Source organism: Ensifer sp. KUDG1 (genome assembly GCF_050434285.1).
In the GTDB taxonomy this organism is placed as follows: domain Bacteria; phylum Pseudomonadota; class Alphaproteobacteria; order Rhizobiales; family Rhizobiaceae; genus Ensifer.
Genome location: NZ_JBNDIG010000008.1, coordinates 171712 through 190150, shown reverse-complemented (window position 1 = coordinate 190150; position 18439 = coordinate 171712). Strand labels below are relative to the sequence as shown.

The 18439-nt window shown below is 63.2% G+C and carries 16 protein-coding genes; 2 read left to right on the top strand and 14 right to left on the bottom strand.

Annotation, left to right across the window (positions count from 1 at the left end; translation table 11 throughout):
• Positions 1-3: 3 nt before the first annotated feature.
• The 13 genes from M2267_RS20430 to M2267_RS20370 form a co-directional block, all read right to left on the bottom strand.
• The gene (locus M2267_RS20430; protein WP_429116592.1) at positions 4-1032 is read right to left on the bottom strand and encodes a carbohydrate ABC transporter permease; all 1029 of its coding nucleotides are present in this window, start codon (positions 1030-1032) and stop codon (positions 4-6) included.
• Positions 1029-1904 (bottom strand): carbohydrate ABC transporter permease, encoded by an 876-nt coding sequence (locus M2267_RS20425; protein ID WP_429116590.1) that lies wholly within the window; start codon positions 1902-1904, stop codon positions 1029-1031. Before M2267_RS20425 ends, M2267_RS20430 begins: the two co-directional genes overlap by 4 nt.
• Positions 1901-2833 (bottom strand): ribokinase, encoded by a 933-nt coding sequence (gene rbsK, locus M2267_RS20420; protein WP_429116589.1) that lies wholly within the window; start codon positions 2831-2833, stop codon positions 1901-1903. Before rbsK ends, M2267_RS20425 begins: the two co-directional genes overlap by 4 nt.
• 101 nt (positions 2834-2934) lie before the next feature.
• Positions 2935-3387 carry an RbsD/FucU family protein gene (locus M2267_RS20415; protein ID WP_429116587.1) on the bottom strand — a complete coding sequence of 151 codons (453 nt, stop codon included), beginning with the start codon at positions 3385-3387 and terminating at the stop codon, positions 2935-2937.
• Between the two features lie 137 nt (positions 3388-3524).
• Positions 3525-5909 carry an aldehyde dehydrogenase family protein gene (locus tag M2267_RS20410; RefSeq protein ID WP_429116586.1) on the bottom strand — a complete coding sequence of 795 codons (2385 nt, stop codon included), beginning with the start codon at positions 5907-5909 and terminating at the stop codon, positions 3525-3527.
• A 5-nt stretch (positions 5910-5914) separates the two neighbouring features.
• The gene (gene deoC / locus M2267_RS20405; protein WP_043613541.1) at positions 5915-6928 is read right to left on the bottom strand and encodes a deoxyribose-phosphate aldolase; all 1014 of its coding nucleotides are present in this window, start codon (positions 6926-6928) and stop codon (positions 5915-5917) included.
• A 174-nt stretch (positions 6929-7102) separates the two neighbouring features.
• Entirely contained in the window at positions 7103-7834 is a 732-nt protein-coding gene (locus tag M2267_RS20400) for a DeoR family transcriptional regulator (protein WP_429116584.1), read from the bottom strand.
• Positions 7835-8063: 229 nt separating this feature from the next.
• A complete protein-coding gene (locus M2267_RS20395; protein WP_429116581.1) occupies positions 8064-9866 on the bottom strand; it encodes an aminopeptidase P family protein in 1803 nt (600 codons plus the stop codon).
• A 24-nt stretch (positions 9867-9890) separates the two neighbouring features.
• On the bottom strand, positions 9891-10904 hold the full coding sequence (locus M2267_RS20390) for an ABC transporter ATP-binding protein (protein WP_429116578.1): 1014 nt from the start codon (positions 10902-10904) through the stop codon (positions 9891-9893).
• Positions 10901-11914: an ABC transporter ATP-binding protein gene (locus tag M2267_RS20385; protein WP_429116575.1), complete on the bottom strand. Its 1014-nt coding sequence runs from the start codon at positions 11912-11914 to the stop codon at positions 10901-10903. The genes M2267_RS20390 and M2267_RS20385 overlap by 4 nt, the downstream gene beginning before the upstream one ends.
• 1 nt (position 11915) lies before the next feature.
• Positions 11916-12785 carry an ABC transporter permease gene (locus M2267_RS20380; RefSeq protein ID WP_402321998.1) on the bottom strand — a complete coding sequence of 290 codons (870 nt, stop codon included), beginning with the start codon at positions 12783-12785 and terminating at the stop codon, positions 11916-11918.
• Positions 12782-13723, bottom strand: a complete 942-nt coding sequence (locus M2267_RS20375) for an ABC transporter permease (RefSeq protein WP_429116573.1) — start codon at positions 13721-13723, stop codon at positions 12782-12784. The genes M2267_RS20380 and M2267_RS20375 overlap by 4 nt, the downstream gene beginning before the upstream one ends.
• Before the next feature lie 63 nt (positions 13724-13786).
• Positions 13787-15364, bottom strand: coding sequence for an ABC transporter substrate-binding protein (locus tag M2267_RS20370; protein WP_429116571.1), 1578 nt, complete (start codon positions 15362-15364; stop codon positions 13787-13789).
• A 227-nt stretch (positions 15365-15591) separates the two neighbouring features.
• Here M2267_RS20370 and M2267_RS20365 point away from each other — a divergent pair, with 227 nt between their 5' ends.
• A complete protein-coding gene (locus M2267_RS20365; RefSeq protein ID WP_429116569.1) occupies positions 15592-16212 on the top strand; it encodes a helix-turn-helix domain-containing protein in 621 nt (206 codons plus the stop codon).
• 70 nt (positions 16213-16282) lie between these two features.
• On the opposite strand, the gene M2267_RS20360 is transcribed toward M2267_RS20365, so the two are convergent.
• Positions 16283-17314: a trans-3-hydroxy-L-proline dehydratase gene (locus tag M2267_RS20360; protein WP_429116566.1), complete on the bottom strand. Its 1032-nt coding sequence runs from the start codon at positions 17312-17314 to the stop codon at positions 16283-16285.
• 290 nt (positions 17315-17604) lie between these two features.
• Here M2267_RS20360 and M2267_RS20355 point away from each other — a divergent pair, with 290 nt between their 5' ends.
• Positions 17605-18270 (top strand): GntR family transcriptional regulator, encoded by a 666-nt coding sequence (locus tag M2267_RS20355; RefSeq protein ID WP_052201650.1) that lies wholly within the window; start codon positions 17605-17607, stop codon positions 18268-18270.
• The last annotated feature ends 169 nt before the right edge of the window (positions 18271-18439 follow it).

Genomic DNA, 18439 nt, shown 5'->3' with positions numbered 1-18439 from the left:
TGATTACTTGATCGCTCCAAGAAGCAGGCCGGAGCGCATGAGCCGGCTCAAAAGCCCGGCCATGACCATCATCGGAATGATGGCAACGAGAGCGGCAGCGGAAATTGCCCACCATTCGTCGCCGCGCTGGCTGTTCTGGCCGGCAACGAGAATGGGTAGCGTCTGCCATTTGGAATTGGTCAGGAACAGCGCGAACAGGAACTCGTTCCAGACGAAGGCGAGCGTGATCATGAAGGTGGCGATCAGCCCCGGCTTCGACATCGGCAGAACGATGCCGAAGAAGATCCGCCAGGACGGCACGTTGTCGACCATCGCCGCCTCCTCGACTTCCACCGGCAGCGCCTCGAAGAAGTCGCGCATCAGCCAGATGACGATCGGCAGCGAAAACGCGATATAGGCGAAGGTCAGGCCGATGTAGCTGTCGACCAGCTTGAAGCCGAGTTTGCCCATCTCCGTATACATCAGGTAGAGCGCAAAGGCCGCGACGATCGGCGGGAACATGCGCTGGCTGACGAACCAGAAGACGATGTCGTTGTTGCCGAGCTCGGGTCCTGGAAGCCGGAATCGGCTGGAAATGACCGCAAGCGCAAGGGCTGCGACGAAGGAATAGACCAGCGAGATGCCCTGGCCATAGCCAAGCACATGGCGGCCGAACAGGAAACCGCCGAAGGCGATCACCACGAAGATCAGTGCCGAGAGCAGGCGAAAGCGGAAGGTAAAGCGCACCAGCGCATAGGCCGCCATGGCGCCGATGAAGGTCGCGGCAACAGATGCCGACAGCCCGATGATCGTCGATGCCCAGAAGGTGCTGAAGAACTGACCGCGCTGGCCCGACAGAAGCTCGCTCCAGGCCGTCAGGCTCGGCTCGAAATCGACGAAGGGCAAGTAGGTCGGCCCGCCGACGACGGCGATCGGCGTCTTGAACGAGGTGATCAGCACCCAATAGAGCGGAAAGAAGGTGATGGCGAGCCAGATGAGGCAGCCGCCGAGCGCCAGCCAGCGCCGTTTCCCTTTGAGAGTACGCACGCTCATTTGTGCTTCTCCAGATAGGGCTTGAGGATGGCGAGATAGACGAGGCCGATCACGGTGATGACGATCAGGAACAGGAAGGAAAGCGCCGAGGTGTAACCGAGGTTGAACTTCTTGAAGCCTTCCTGATAGGCAAAGAGCGTCAGCGTCTCGGTCGAGATCCCCGGCCCGCCGCCGGTCATGACGAACACGGTATCGATAATCTTGTAGCTCTCGATCAGTCGGATGAAGACGACGGCAACCGAGATCGGCAGCAGCATCGGAAAGGTGATGTCGCGGAACTGCTGCCAGGGCGTGGCGTTTTCGAGTGCGGCGGCCTCATAGACATCGTCGGGCAGCGTCTGCAGGCCCGCGAGCAGCATGAGGATGACGAAGGGTGTCCATTGCCAGACCTCGACGGCGATGATCGAGCCGAGCGCCCAACTGGTCTGGGTGAGGAACGGCAGGTTGGGGAACCCGATTGCCGTCATCAACTCGTTGAGCGGTCCCATCGTAGGGTTCAGCACCTGGCGGGCGATCAACGCGACGGCGACCGGCGCGACCAACATCGGCAGCAGGAAGCTCACGCGGAAGATGCCCTCGCCTGGCACCTTCGAGTTCAGTGCCAGCGCCACCGAAAGACCGATGACATATTGCAGCCCGACGGAGATGAAGGCGATCAGCGTCGTCGTGCCCGCCACATGCCAGAAGCGGGGGTTCTGCAGTAGGTCTATGTAATTGCCGAAGCCGACGAAACGGGCCGGTGTCGGCGGCACGAGCCGCATGCTCATGAAGCTGGTCGTCATCGAATACACGAGCGGGAAGATCGAGATCATCAAGACGATGATCAGGGCCGGCCAGATGAAGAAGTGCTTGATCGGGTCGTTGCGCGTCATGCGGCCGGACCTCTTGCAAGCAGCGCCTCGATCTCGCCGAGTGTTGGCATGGCGGGCGCGGTGCCTCGCCGGGTCACGGCAATGCCGGCCGTGGCGCAGCCGAAGCGCACCGCATCAACAGGTGAAAGGTCCCGCGCCAGTGCAGCGGAGAAGCCGCCGACAAACGCATCCCCTGCCCCGGTCGTATCGATCACCGGTCCGCTGGCGATCGCCGGAACGAGCACCGACTGCTCGTGATTGTGATAGAGCACGCCGCGTTCGCCGAGCGTGATCAGCGCGGTCCTGGCGCCCTTTTTCAGGATCGCGTCACCAGCGCGACGGATGTCATCCTCGGTCGCAAGCGTGAAGCCCACGATCGCCGCCGCCTCCGTCTCGTTCGGCACCAGGTAATCGCAGAGCGGATAGATCGCATCCGGGAAGGCTTCGGCAGGCGCCGGGTTGAAGACAGTGGTGACGCCGGCTGCACGGGCGATTTCGAGCGCGCACTGCGCGGCGGCAACCGGCTGTTCGAGCTGAGTCACGAAGATGCGCGAGCCCTCGATCGTCTCGCGCGCGGCCTCGACATCGTCGACCCCGATCGAGCCCGCCGCCCCCGGATAGACAATGATGGCGTTCTCGCCGTTCTGGTCGTTGACGTAGATGAAGGCAGCGCCCGTCGGCAGGTCGTCCATCTCGACGATCTTCGGCGTCACGCCGGCTTCCGCATAGGTGCGCAGCGCCATCTCGCCGAAGGTGTCGCGACCGAGCTTGGAGATGAAGGAGACGGGACTTCCCGCCCGAGCGCAGGCAACCGCTTGGTTGGAGCCCTTGCCGCCCGGCCCGACGGAGAAGCCGCTGCCTGTGATCGTTTCGCCGACGACAGGCATGCGCCGCGCCAGATAGGCCGTGTCGGCCACGAAGATACCCAGGATCGAAACACCAACCTTCATTCAAGCCTCCCCCTGCAACCGCACCGGTGTGAAACGGTGTGCCCAGGCAATCTCTCGCGATTTCAATCATTTAATCGAACGCTGCGTTGCGCAGCGGATCGTCAGGTCTTCGGCGGTATGACGCCCTTGGTGAAGAGGAAGCAGCCGTAGAAGCGCGTCTCGCCCGTGGTGATGACGCAATAGGCTTTCTTCGCTTCCTCGTAGAACTTGAAGCGCTCGATACCGTACATCGGCGCCGGTTTGCCCTCGGCGCGATCGATCGCCGCCTGGACCTCCTGCTGCACCGGCAGGACTTCATCGGGCGCACCCATCACCTCCATGCGGCCGGCGGAGGGCTGCAAAGGTGTGTCGAGCGGCAGCACGGAAAGCACCGCCTCGACGGCACGCGCGGCCGAGACGTTGTCGATGCGCAGCAGCGTACCGAGCGTGGTCTTGCGGGCAATGGCGTCGGACGGGAAATTGGTGTCGGAGATGACCAGCGTGTCGCCGTGTCCCATGGACCTCAGTGCGTGCAGCACGTCGGCATTCAACGCCGGATCGATATTCTTCAGCATGCAGTCCTCCTCCTGGCGCGCTCCGGTTTCCGTGGCGCGCAATGCATTCCCCCCTTACAGGCGAACGCGTCTCCCTAACTGTTCACGTTCCTCCACCGTGCGGACCGGCTCCCCCCGCCCCGCGCGTCGTGGGTCCCCTACTCGCCGTAGGGGATCCAGATGTTCTTGACGTCCGTCGCGCGGCGCAGATAGGCTGGGCCTTCCGCCGCCTCGCGGTCGAGCCAGTTCGTTGCCTTGCCGTAGTCGACGAAGGTGCGCTTCAGGTTGCCGACCGAGAGCTTCTCGACAAGGGTCGAGAGTTCCGCCGAGCCGAAAGCCCAGAGCGCATCCACGTCGTTGTGGCTTGCGAGCGTCTTCGCCAGTTCGATCGTCGAACCGGTGACGATGTTGACGACCCCGGCCGGAACGTCGGATGTTTCCAGAACCGTATAGAAATCGGTTGCTGCCAGCGGATGCTGTTCGCTCGGCACGACGACGACGCGGTTGCCGGTGGCGATCAGCGGCGCGACGAGACTGATCATGCCGAGCAGCGGCGCTTCCGGCGGGCAGACGACGCCGACGACGCCGATCGCCTCGGGGATCGCAAGTGCGACGCCGCGAAGCGGCGGCTGGTGGATCGCCCCCTCGTACTTGTCGGCCCAGGCACCGTAGGTGAAGAGCCGCGCGATCGAGGCTTCGACCTCTGCCTTGGCGTTCGCTGAGGACGTACCGGTCATGTCGGCAATGCGATCGGCGAATTCGCCTGCGCGGCCGCTCAGGTTTTCAGCGATGTAATAGAGGATCTGCGCGCGGTTGTGCGTCGTTGCCGAGGACCAGGCGGATGCGGCTTGCGCTGCGACGACAGCGTTGCGGATGTCCTTGCGGTTGCCCTCGCCGACCTCGCCAAGCACCTTGCCCTTCGGCGAAAGCACGTTGCGGTTATAGTTGCCGTCCGGCCGCGCCTGCTTGCCGCCGATGAAAAGCTTGGCGGTACGGTCGACGTCAGGCATGGCGAAATCGCCGGCGACGGGCTTCAGCACCGGTTCGGCGACGGCGGGACGCAGCTTGCGACCGAGCCATGCCTTCGGCTTCAAGTATTCGTAGCAGCCCTCACGACCGCCCTCGCGGCCGAAGCCGGACTCGCGCTTGCCGCCGAAACCGGCAGAAGCATCGAAGAGGTTGGTCGCATTGACCCAGACGACGCCGGCGGCGAGCTTGGCCGCGACATGCAGCGCCAGGCCAATCGTCTCGCTCCAGACGCTGGCGGCAAGGCCGTAGCGCGTGTGGTTGGCAAGCTGGATCGCCTCTTCCGGGGTGCGAAAAGTCATGGAGACGGCGACGGGGCCGAAGATCTCTTCGGTGGCAACGATCGAGGTCGGCTGTACGCCGGTCAAAAGCGTCGGCGGATAGAAACTTCCGCCCTTCGGCAGGTCGATGTCAGGTTGATGCAGGGCTGCCCCTTCGGCGACACCCTTGGCGACCAGCTCTTCGATGCGCTGCAACTGCACAGGCGCGACGATTGCCGCCATGTCGATCGCCTTGTCGAGCGGATGGCCGACGCGCAGCGTCTGCATGCGGCGCTTCAGCCGCTCGTAAAAGAGCGGCGCCACGCCTTCCTGCACGAGGATGCGCGAACCGGCGCAGCAGACCTGGCCCTGGTTGAACCAGATGGCGTCAACCACGCCCTCGACAGCACCGTCGATATCGGCGTCGTCAAAGACGATGAACGGCGACTTGCCGCCGAGTTCGAGCGTCAGCGACTTGCCGGTGCCGGCAGTGCGCTCGCGGATGAGGCGGCCGACCTCGGTCGAGCCGGTAAAGGCGATCTTGTCGATGTCCGAGTGCTCGACGATCAGTGCGCCGGTTTCACCTTCGCCGGTGATGACATTGAGCACGCCAGCCGGAAGACCAGCAGCAGCGGCCAGTTCAGCAAAGAGCAGCGCCGTCAGCGGCGTGAATTCCGCCGGCTTGAGGATTACGGTGTTACCGAGCGCCAGCGCCGGGGCAACCTTCCAAGCGAGCATCAGGAACGGGAAGTTCCACGGGATGACCTGGCCGACGACGCCGACCGGCACCTGATCGGCAAACTCGGTTTCCTGCAGCTGCGCCCAGCCGGCGTGGTGATAGAAATGGCGGGCCGCAAGCGGCACGTCGATGTCGCGGGTCTCGCGGATCGGCTTGCCGTTATCGATCGCCTCGACGACCGCAATCAGGCGCGCATGGCGCTGGATCATGCGGGCGAGTGCATAGAGGTGACGGGCGCGGGCATGGCCTGGCAGTTTCGCCCAGGCGCCTTGCGCCTTGCGGGCCGCGGCAACCGCATCGTCGACATCCTTGGCACCGCCGAGCGCGACCTTGGCGAGCGGCTTGCCGGTTGCCGGCTCGTTGGTCTCGAAGGTCTTGCCGGATGCGGAAGCGACGAAGGCGCCATTGATGAAGTGGCCGAACTCGCCCTTGTGACGGGCAAGCCACTGACGGGCTTCGGTGTCGGCCTCGGGTGCTGGACCATAGGACATTTCGTCAAAATACCTTGCGACAGTCATCGGGATCATCCAATCGGGTGACGGTTGAGGGCCGAGTAGGCGCCGGTAACGTGATGTTCGAGCTGACGCTCGATATCGGCAAGCAGGCTCGATGCGCCGATGCGGAAGAGATCCGGCTCGAGCCATTCGCGGCCAAGCTCGTCCTTCATCAGGAACTGGTAGTTCAAGATGTCCTTGGCGGCAGAAATGCCGCCGGCCGGCTTGTAGCCAACCTTGAGGCCGGTTTGCTCCTGATAAGCCCTAATCATGCGCAGCATGATGAGCGTTACCAGCAGCGTCGCGTTGACGCCTTCCTTGCCGGTCGAAGTCTTGATGAAATCGGCACCGGCCATCATGCAGACGAGCGAAGCGCGCGCGACGTTGCGCAGCGTCTTCAGGTCGCCGGTCGCAAGGATCGCCTTCACATGGGCGTCGCCGCAGGCGGCACGGAAGTCGCGCATCTCGTCATAGAGCGCCTGCCAGTTGCCGGTCAGCACATGCTCGCGGGTAATGACGATGTCGATTTCCTTGGCGCCATCGGCAACGGAAGCCTCGATCTCGCGCAACTTGACGTCATGCGGGATAAGACCGGCCGGGAAGCCGGTGGAGACGGCAGCAACGGGGATGCCGGACCCTTCAAGCGCCTCGACGGCGGTCGAGACGAAACGATGATAGACGCAGACAGCACCCGTCGTGATGCCACGGCCGCCCATTCCGAGCGCATCGAGCAAATCCTGGCGCACCGGCTGGCGGGCCTTGGCGCAGAGGCGCTTGACGCGCTCCGTCGTGTCGTCGCCATTGAGCGTCGTGAGGTCGATGCAGGTAACGGCCTTCAAGAGCCAGGCGGCCTGCGCGTCCTTCTTCACCGTGCGACGGCCGGGCAGCGTCGCAACGCGACGCTCGGCGGCCGAGAGATTGACGCGCTGGTCCAGCACCCAGCCAAGATCGAGATCGATGCCATTGTTCCGCGGCCAGTTATGGCCTGCCGCCGGCGAATGCGCGGCCTTCGGCGCGCCAGTTTTCACAGCAAGGTCTTCCAAGCGATGGCTCCTTGAACTCCCTGTCACGACCAGCCGCACTCGAGCACAGCCGCCGAGAACTCATTTTTTGTTATTTTTCTATCGAATTTTTGTGACTATTCCATCAAGAACAGAGCGTGTCAAGCGAGACACTGCCGTTTTGACGATTTCGTAATATTTTTGCGGATGCCGCCTTCACAGGCTCGGCAGCTGCGTTTCGCCTTCTTCGGTGATGATAGAGCGAAAAACGCCGATTGGCGCGAAAAAAGCCGGCTTCAGCTTGCCGATCTTGCTGAGGTCGACAACCAGATGACTCTCCCGCGCCAGCGAGATGACCTTCTGCTTCACCGAAACTTCGTGGAAATGGACACAGGTCGCGCCACGCGCTGGGTCGACGCCCGCGGCCGAAAGGAAGGCGACGTTGATGCCGAGCGAATCGAGCGTCTCCAGACCGGAGTTGCCGGAGAAGGACGCCGACGAGGGATGATAGACGCCACCAAGCATGACGATCCGGACATTCGACTTATGGGTCAGCTTCTCCGCCACGTTCAGAGAGTAACATACTGCCGTTATTGAATAATTCTCGGGAATGAGATCGACGAGATATTCGAGCGTGGTGCCGCAATCGATGAAGATCGTCTCGTCCGGGCGGATGTGGCGCGCCGCGTGGACGCAGGCCTCGCGCTTGGCGGCTGCGTGGCTGTCGGCCTCGCGTGCCAGCTCATAGGGCGCGTCGCCTTCGATCTCGGACGCCGGGACGATATGTCCGCCGAGAAAGGCGAACTGGCCGGGATTGCCGGCAACGTCGCGACGGATCGTCATTTCCGAGACGCCAAGCAGGGCTGCGGCATCGCGCAAGTGCAGGACTCTCCGTCCTGAAAGGGCATCGGCGAGTTGGATGATGCGGGCTGTCTTGCGGCTGACCATGATTTCTTCCGTGTCCGACGTGTTCTGCAGCCGTCCATGGCGCGAACAGGTTTTGTGAAAAATATCACAAACTCTCTCTCCCAAGCAAGAGGAGTCACATTGATTGAAAGCGACCTTTGTGCCGATCACGGCCGGGGAACCGATCGCCAAAAATGATAACGGCGGACCAACCGGCCCGCCGCTCCACTATCGTTGTATCAATCCGCGAGAAGAAGCGGACGAGACGCTATCACGCGCCGATCGGCGCCGTCCGGTCGGCAAGCCAGCCCACCGTCTCCGGTTCAAGCAAGCCGTCCAGTTCCTGTGCGACGCGGCGATGATAGGCATCGATCCAGGTCCGCTCAGCCGTCGTCAGCAGGCCGATATCAGCGAGCCGCAGGTCGATCGGCACCAGCGTCAGGCTGCAGAAGCTCAGGAACCCGTCGCCGTCGTCCACCACCTCCACCTGGTTCTCGATGCGGATGCCGTAGGCGCCGGCCTTGTAGTAGCCCGGCTCGATCGTCGTCACCATGCCCGGCTTCAGCTCGATCTCGTTGACGCGGCGATCGAAGCGCTGCGGCTGTTCGTGAACCGAGAGAAAGTGACCGACCCCATGGCCGGTGCCGTGGTCATAATCGAGACCGAGATCCCAGAGCGGGCGGCGGGCAAAGGCGTCGAGCTGGTGGCCGAAACTTCCCCTGGGGAATTTCAGCGACGCCATGGAGATCAGGCCCTTGAGGACGGCCGTGTATGCGCGCCGGATCTCGTCGCTGACCGGACCGGTCGCCGTCGTGCGCGTGGCGTCAGTGGTGCCGGTCAGATACTGCCCGCCGGAATCGAGCAGATAGACGCCATCCTTGCGGATCAGCCCGTTGCTCGCCTCGGTGGCTGCATAGTGGCACATGGCCGCGTGGCCGCCAGCCGCCGAAATCGACCGAAAACTCGGCTCGACGAAACTTTCGGCCATCTGGCGATAGGCGAGGATGCGCTCTTCCGCTTCCAGTTCGGTTACCGGTTTGCCGCTCGCCTCCCGTTCGGCGGCGTGCCGCTCGAGCCAGGCAAAGAAGCGAACCCAGGCGGCGCCGTCCAGACGGTGACAGTCCCGGAAGCCCGACAGCTCGGTCGCGTTTTTGTGCATCTTGGCGAGTGTGATCGGGCTCTTCGCGAGCTGCACGGTGCCGCCCGCAGCACGCGTGGCGTGGGCCGTTGCCGACGGGGCGAAGCCGGGATCGATCAACGCGGTGCGGCCCGCCGCCATCGCCTTGACGCGGTCAAGCAGTTGGCCAGGCTCGGCAATCCCGACGTCGTCAAGCTCGAAGTCCGAGAGATCGTTCGGGAGCTTTCGATGATCGACCAGCCATTCCGTTTGCCCGGCGCGGTCGAAGATCAGGAAGGACTGCGGCATCGGGTTGAAGGCGACGTCGCGGCCACGGACGTTGAGGAACCAGGCGATATTGTCCGGCTGCGCTTCGATCAGGAGGTCGGCCCCCTGCTCCGCCAGCATGGCGGCGATGCGGCGCTTCTTCTCGGCAACGCTTTCGCCGGCATTGGCGACCGGGAAGGCGGTGATCTTGCCGAGCGGCTTTTCCGGTTGGTCCGTCCAGATCGCATCGACAAGGTCCCCATCGACAGGCATCCAGACGCCGCCGGCCAACTCGACCGAGCGACTGCAATCGGCGTCCCAGGTGGACGGCAAAAGCATGGCGTTGAAACCGACGCGTTCGCCCCTGCGCAGGTTCTTCTTCAGCCAATCCTTGAGCGGCGCGTCGTAGAAGTGCTCGATCGCGAAGGTGCCGAGATCCACTTCGTCTCGCACCTGCACCTGATAGCGACCATCGACGAAGATCGCCGCACGGTCGCGCATGACGATCGCCACACCGGCCGAACCGGTGAACCCGGAGACGAAGGCCAGGCGATGGTCGTGCGGCGCGCAATACTCGCCCTGATGTTCGTCGAAGCGCGGCACGACGTAGCCGTCGAGCCCGGTTTCCGTAAGCTTGCGGCGCAGCGCGCCGATGCGGCCGGAGATATCCGGCCTTGCTCTCGTATCCATGATGTCTTTCCTATCAAGTGAGTTTCAGGCGTCGCCGATCGTTTCGGCGAAATGGCAGGCGGTCATGCCCGATCCGACCGGACGTAGCCCCGGCTTTTCGCGGCGGCAAAGTTCGGTTGCGTGCGGGCAGCGCACATGAAAGGGGCAGCCGGGCGGGATGGCGAGCGGGCTCGGCAGTTCGCCCGACAGTGCCGGCGCACGACGCCTGGCGCTCGGATCGAGCGACGGTGCAGCCGCAAGCAGCCCCTTGGAATAGGGATGCATCGGCTTCGAAAACAGCGCCTCCGACGGGCCTATCTCGACAATGGCGCCGAGATAGATGACGGCGACGCGATGCGAGACATGGCGCACGAGGCGAAGATCGTGCGCGACGAACAGCACCGTCAGGCCGAGCTCGTCCTGAAGCTCGATCAGCAGATTGACGACCTGAGCCTGGACAGAAACGTCGAGCGCCGAGACCAATTCGTCCGCGACGAGACACGTCGGCTCCAGCGACAGCGCCCGCGCAATGCCGATGCGCTGCCGCTGGCCGCCGGAGAATTCATGCGGGAACTTGTCCGCGGCTCCATCGGGCAACCGCACGAGCTCGAGCAACTCGTCCACCCTTCGGTCGATCGCCGCACCCTCGCGCATGCGGTGCACCGTGATGGCCTCTCTCAACGTATCGCGCACGGTCATGCGAGGGTTGAGCGAAGTATAGGGGTCCTGGAACATCATCTGGACGCGCCGGTTATAGGCGCGCCGTCGTGCCCCCTTGAGGCCGACGACGCTCTCGCCCTCGAACAGGATATCGCCTGATGTCGGCCGGTGCAGGCCGGCGATCAGGCGCGCGAGTGTCGACTTGCCGCAGCCGGACTCGCCGACGATCCCGAGCGTCTCGCCGGGCATCACGTCGAGATCGATGCCGTTAACCGCCGAGACGACCTGCTGCGGACGGCGGGCGAGCGTGTCGGACAACGAACGCCGTTTCTCGAACTGGATCGATAGTGCACGGAGCGAGAGCAAGGGAGCGCCGCTGGTTGACATAGGCATAGTCATTGCGCCGCCTCCCGCGGTCCGAAATGCGCTTGGGCATCCGCAAGATGGTGGCAGGCCACCAGCCTAGACGACCCGATCGCTTCGAGCGCCGGACGGACGTCCGGGCATTCGCGCCCGGCGACCGGACAGCGGGCGCTGAAGGCGCAACCTGATGGAAGCGCGTTCAGTGCCGGCGGCGCACCGGGGATCGAATAGAGCGGTGTTCGCGGCGCAACGTCGCGCGGGATCGAACGCAGCAAGCCCAGGGAATAGGGGTGGCGCGCATCGGCGATCACATCCGTCGTCGTGCCGACTTCGCAAAGCCTGCCGCCATACATGACGGCGACACGATCGCAGGTTTCGGCAACGACGCCCATGTCATGAGTGACGAGGATCACCGCCATGCCGAGATCGCGGCTCAGCGACTGGATGAGCCTGAGGATCTGGTCCTGGATGGTGACGTCGAGCGCCGTCGTCGGCTCGTCTGCCAACAGCAGCTTTGGGTTGGAGGCGAGCGCAATCGCGATCATCACCCGCTGGCGCATGCCGCCGGAGAACTCGTGCGGGAAATCGTCGAGACGATTGCGCGCACCGGGAATGCCGACGAGATCGAGCAATTCGATCGCGCGCGCCCTGCGCGCCCTCGCATCGAGATCCGTATGGGCCACGAGGTTTTCCTGGATTTGCAGGCCGACGGTGAGCAGCGGATTGAGCGACGACATCGGCTCCTGAAAGATCATCGCGATCTCACGGCCCCGGATGCGCCGGAGACGCGTCTCGTCGAGCGGAACGAGGTCGCGGCCGTTCCAGAGGATTTCACCCGAGACACGCCCGCGCGGCCGGATAATGCCGAGGATCGAGCGCAGCGTGATGCTTTTGCCCGAACCGGATTCGCCGACGAGCCCGAGGATCTCGCCCTGCCCCACCTGGAACGAGACGTCGTCGATCGCCACCAGCGGCCGCTCCTTGGTCCCGAACTCGGTGCGAAGATGCCTGACATCGAGCACGACGGATTTTTCTGTGCTTCTCATCTCAGCGCCCCTTCGGTCGAAGCAGGTCGGCCAGCGCGTCGCCGACAAGGCTGAAGCCGAGCCCCGTCAGGACGATGGCGATGCCGGGCATCAGGCTCATCCACCAGGCCGTCATCAGGAAATTGCGCCCCTCGGCGATCAGCACGCCCCATTCCGCTGCCGGCGGCTGGGCGCCAAGCCCGAGATAACCGAGAGACGAGCCGAGCAGGATCGCGAGCGCCATATCGGTCATCCAGTAGACGAGGATCGGCGAGATCGCGTTCGGCAGCAGATGGCGGAAGATGATGCGGCGATCGGAGTAGCCGAGAACCCGGCCGGCGGCGGCATAGTCGTTGGCCTTCTGCGCCATGATTTCGGCGCGCGTCAGCCGTGCGTAATAAACCCAGTTCACCGCGGTGATCGCCACATACATGTTGACGAGACCGGGGCCGAGGACCGCGACGATCGCGATCACCAGCACCAGGAAGGGAAAGGTGATGATCGCGTCGACGCAACGGCCGAAGATCACGTCGGCGATACCGCCGTAATAGCCGACGAAAGCGCCGACGGTCAGTCCGATCAGAAGCGCAAAGATGGTCGCGAAAAAGGCCATCTGCATATCGACCCGATAGGCCCAGATGACGCGCGAAAGCACGTCTCGGCCGAAATTGTCGGTGCCGAAGGGATGCGCAAGGCTTGGTCCCTGCTGGATCGCCTGCAGGTCGAAGGCCAGCGGATCATAGGGCGCAAAGAGCTGAGGAAACAGCGCAAAGGCCAGCGACAGGCCGAGAATGGCGATGCCGATCACGAAGGACGGGCGGGCGAAGGCGCGTGCCAGAAAGGCGGCCAGCCGTCCCCGCGTCCGCGGATGGGTTTGGGTCAGGACCGTCATGATTGGCGAAGCCTCGGATCGAGCCAGGATTGCACGACATCCGTCAAAAGGAAGACGACGGAGACGAGCACGGCGAAGGTGAGCGTAAGGCCCTGGATCAGCGGATAGTCGCGGGCAAAGATCGCCTCCAGCATCAGCCGCCCGACGCCGGGAATGGCAAAGACCGTCTCGGTCACCAAGGTACCGCTCATTAGGTTGCCGATCGAAAGCCCCAGCAGCGTCACCGTCGAGACCAGCGCATTGCGCAACACATGCCGGGTCATGATGATGCGCGGCGACAGGCCCTTCGCACGGGCGAACTGCACGTATTCCGCATCGAGCACCTCGATCAGAGAGGCCCGGAGATTGCGCAGGATGATTGCCGAGGTATAGAGCGCGACGCTGAGTGCGGGCAGGATCAGGTGGTAGAGGTTTGCAAGAAAGGTCTTGCCGTAGCCGCCGACCGGAAACCAGCGCAGCTGTGCGGCAAGCACCGTCAAGAGCAAGAGCCCGATATAGAAGACCGGCATGGAAAGACCAACCTGGAAGACACCACGGATGGCGACATCGACCGGACTGTTGACGCGCGATGCCGCGAGAAAGGCGAGCGGACCGGCAAGCAAGACCGCGAGCACGACCGAATAGAGCGCCAGGAAGATCGTCGTCGGCAACCGGCTCAGAATGACCTCGGTCACCGGCGCCTTCAGCATGATCGAGCGGCCGAGATCGCCGGTCAGCGTGTTCTTGACAAAGACGAGAAACTGCACCGGCAGCGGCTGGTCGAGACCGAGATTGTGCCGGATCTGTTCAAGCTGGGCATCGGTCGCCTTGGCCTCGGCCATGGCGATCGCCGGGTCACCAGGCAGCATGCGCACGAGCAGGAAGATGAAGATCATTACCAACAGGAACGTCGGGATGATCTGCAGCAGCCGTGCCACGAGATAGGAAAGTGAGGGCATGGTTCCAACCTTCAACGGAAAACCGGGCGGCTTGCCGCCCGGCTCTCTCGGATCGTTCCGCTATCAGTCGGCGCGCCAGGCTTCGGAGAAGTCGTTGGCGCCGAGCGGCGTCTGGACGTAGCCTTCGATCGACTTCGAGACGGCGACGGCAAAGGGCGTTTCGAACAGGAAGAGCAGCGGCGCTTCGGTCGCGTAGATCTCCTGCATGCGCTTGTATTCGCCCTTGCGCTTGGCCGGATCGGTCTCGACGTTGGAGGCCTCGAACAGCGTGTTGAATTCCTGGTTGTTCCAGCCCGTACCGACGGCCTGGCGCTGCTTGTAGTAGCCGAGCCAGCCGGTCACTTGTGCGGGGTCGTTGACGTCGTTCGCCCAGCCGTAGGTGTGGATATCGAAGTCGCCGGAGCGGTTCTTCTCGCCGCGGGTCGGGTTGTCGACCTGCTCGACCTTGAGGTTGACGCCGAGCGGCGCCCACATCTGCTGAAGTGCTGTAAACAGCGTCGCATCGTCGGCGCTGCCGGCAAGCGTGGTAAGCTTCACCTCGAAGCCGCCGCTGAGACCGGCTTCCGCCAGCAACTGCTTGGCCTTTTCCGGATCATAGGGATAGAGCGGCTCGGGGCCATAATGAAGCTGCGTCGCTGCCGACATCAGCGAGGTCATCGGCTTGCCGGTATCGAAAGTGACGAGCTTGATCAGCACGCTCTTGTCGGTCGCATAGTTCAGCGCCTGCCGCACCTTGACGTCGGCAAGCGGGTTCTTCGCTCCGTCCTTCTTCGCCTCGCGCGTATTGATCGGCGCATAGACGATGCGGGTCGAGGGGAAGAGCTCCATCTTCAGGTTCGGATCGGCGCCGAGTTCGCCGACGCGGGCAAACGGAATGAACTCGGCGGCGTCGACCTCACCGGCCTGCAGCTTGAGGATGCGGGTCGCATCGTCGGGAATGACGAGGAATTCCACCCGGTCGAGATAGGGCAGCGGCTTGCCGTCTTCGCCCTGGCGCCAGTAGTTCGGGTTGCGCTCGAAGCTCATGCTCGAGCCCTGCACGTGGCTTTTCATGACGAAAGGTCCCGAAGTGACTGGACCGGCCGAGAAGAAGGCGCGCGCCTTTTCCTGATCCGTGGCACCTGCCGCCTTTTCGAAGGCTGCCTTCGGCATGATGCCGGTGTTGAAGGTCGCAAGGATCGAGATGATCGTCGGGTCGGGGTTCTTGAGCGACACGGTGATCTTGTTGCCGTCGGCCGTGACCTTGTCGACCGCGCCGAGCAACCCGGCCCAGGGGCCGAGTTCGGCATTGCGCGCCCGGTCGAGCGAGAAGACGACGTCCGCGCCGGTCAGGTCCGAGCCGTCGGAGAACTTGAGCCCGTTTCTGAGAGTAAGGGTGATGGTCTTGCCGTCGGCCGAAACCTCGTGAGCTTCGGCGAGACCCGGCACGATCGAACCGTCAGGCCCGTTGCGCAGCAGCGTCTCGTAGAGACCGTTCACCATCCAGAGATCGGGATTGCGGTCGGCGTAAACGGGATCGATGACGGTCGAGTCGTCGTAGCGCGCAAAGGTCATTGCGCCGCCGCGCTCGATCGCAAAGGCCGAGGTGGCCGCAAGCAGACCCAGCGTCGTGCCGAGCAGAATAGGCAATATACGTTTCATCTCACTCCTCCTTTTGACCGCAGCCGTCATCGATCGTGTGCCAAACACGTTTATTGGATATTGGATCCAATTTTTCTTAGTGTTTTTTGCCGCCGACGGATTGCCGCGAAGACGTTCTTGTAGTTCCCCTTTTCAAGAAGGCCGGCACGCGATCTGATCGGCTTGCTGAACCAACTTTAGCTGTACTAAAGTACATCGATAGACGTGAGTCAAGCGGAAAGAAAGTCATGCCCCTGAAGATCGAAGAGGCGCCCAAAGTCCATGAAGGCGCCTCCCTCCCCGAAGCCTCGACACCCGCCTCGCTCGGGCAAATGCTCAGAGCCCGCCGCAAGGAAATCGGCAAGACCATGAAGGACGTGGCGCGCGAGGCCGGGCTGACGGAGGGCTTCATCAGCCAGATCGAGCGCGGCATTTCCACCCCGTCGCTGATCTCGCTTTACAACGTCGCCAACGCGCTCGGCACCAGCGTCGATACCTTCCTGTCGCAGCCGCCGCAGCATTCGCATTCGATGGTCTCGCATGCCGGCGAACGCCCCGGATACAATGTCGAGACCAAGGAGCGTGTCTACGAACTGATCGAGCGCGGCTTTCCGGGCGCTGCCCTCAATGGCTGTATCACCCATATGCCGCCCGGTTACGCGTCGGAACTGACCAGCCACGAGGGCGAGGATTTCCTCTACCTGATCGAGGGCGAGATGCTCTACCAGATCGACGGCAAGGACTATCTCTTAAAGGCTGGCGACACGCTGCACTTCCCCGCCTCGCTGCCCCACCGCGCCCGCAATGTCGGCGCGGGACCGGCCCGCGAACTCTGGGTCGGCACCACCCGGATCATCAAGGAAGACTGAACCAGCGGAACTATCCGAAGGACTGGGCCGAAAGGTACGGGCCGCACAAGGCGGCCCGTAAGGTCAGGCCTTACTGCTTGCGCGGCCAGGTGTCGGCAAGGCGGTAGCCGGCCGGCCACGGATCGGCTGGATCGAGCATCACCTGATGAGTGCCGGTGATCCAGGCACGACCGGAGATTTCCGGCACGATGGCCGGGCGGCCACCAACCGTCGTTTCGCCGGCGATGCGGCAATTGAACGTCGAATCGATGATCGAGTGGCCGTCGAAACGCTGGCCGACCTTCATCACACCGCGGGCATGCAGCACCGCCATGCGCGCAGAGCAACCGGTTCCGGTCGGCGAACGATCGAGCTTGGCCGGCTGGATGACGACCGTGTTTCGGCCATGCAGAACGCCGTCTTTCTCCTCGACCGGCAGCGTCAGCTGGCAGAAGGAGATGTGGTTCCATTCCGGGTTTTCCGGATGAGTAAAACCGAGCTGCTCGTTGGCCGCGCGGGTAATCTTGATACCGGTTTCCGCAAGTTCGCAGGCCTCGTCTGGCGTCACGGAAAACCCGAGCGCTCGCGCGTCGGTGATGACGAAGCTGTCGCCGCCATAGGCCGTGTCGACCGTCAGCGTCCCCAGGCCCTCGACCTCGAGCTTGGCGTCCAGTTTGTCGGCAAAGGACGGAACGTTGGTGACGGTGATGCGTTCGGCCTTGCCGTTGCGGCACTCGGCGACGACGTTGACCAGACCGCCCGGCGCTTCCAGCACCATGCGCGTTTCCGGCTCCTGCATCGGCACGATGCCGCTGTCGAGCAGGACGGTCGAAACGCAGATGGAATTGGAGCCGGACATCGGCGGCGTGTCCTCGGGCTCCATGATGATGAAACCCATCGTCGCGCGCGGGTCCTTCGGCGGGACAAGCAGGTTGATGTGGCGGAAGACGCCGCCGCGCGGCTCGTTGAGCACGAAATTGCGCAGCGTCTGATCCTCGGCAATGAAGCGGCGCTGTTCCCAGAGCGTGTTTCCGGGCGGCGGCGCGACGCCGCCGACGATGACGTCGCCGACTTCCCCCTCCGCGTGGCAGGAAACGATGTGAACGACCTTGTTGCTGCGCATGCCCTTTCTCCTTCCGTGCTGGTGGACGGGCGCCACCCGGGCGCACCATGCTTTCGCACCGGCTACGCTCCGCTCTTCGCCGGAGATGATAGCGCGTCCGCGCCCTCCCGGCGAAAACAGTCATAGAAAAATTGGATCCAATATACAATCTGAAATATTCGAATTTGCTGCGAGAACCGAACCCGTCTGTTGCCCGGCGCGTGAATTGGACCTATGACCATTGGCCAAGCGCGCGAAAACGCTTCCGAATTCGCCAGGCCACAAGGTTTGGCCAGCAGGGTTTGAACAGGATGAAACTCGACGCCGTCGATGTCAGGCAAGCCGCCTCAGCGGCCGATATCGTCTATGAGGCCTTGCGCAAGGCGATCATCGAAGGCGACCTCGCCGAGGGCGAAAATTTGCGCCAGGACCACATCGCCCAGATGTTCAACACCAGCCGCATTCCTGTGCGCGAGGCGCTCTCGCGGCTGGAGCAGCATGGGCTGATCACCACGGAGCGCTACAAGGGCGCCGTCGTCGCCGGCCTCTCGATCGAGGAAATCGAGGAGATCTTCGAGTTCCGCGCGCTCATCGAGGCGGAGGTCATCCGGCTGGCGATACCCAATCTCGACCGCCGCACACTCGACCTTGCACGCCAGCATTGCGAGGAGTTCGAGCGGGAGGAAAATTCCGACCGTTGGGGCGAAATCAACCGCAATTTCCACTACAGCCTCTACGAGGCAGCCCGTCGCCCCTATTACCTGCAGATTGTCCGCGCCTCGCTCGATCGCATCGACCGTTACCTGCGGGCGCAGTTGACGCTGACCTCGGGCGTTGCGCGCGCGCGGCGCGAACACAAGGCGATCCTCGATGCCTGCATTGCGCGCGACGCGGAGCGAGCCAGCGCCTTGACGCGTGACCATATCCTCGACGCCGGTCGCTCGCTGACCGTCTTCCTGAGAGACCAACGAGGCTAGCGGCGCGGTTTTCCCGCGGCTTTGGCCGACCGTCATAATAGTTTGATTTACATATCGTTTTATTGTGTTTCATTCCGGATCGATGCTCGATCCTTCACTTGAGTGCTCCCGCTGAAATTGCGCCGTACGTCGACTGCTCTTCGGTTGACAAGCGGGGCGGAAGCCTGAA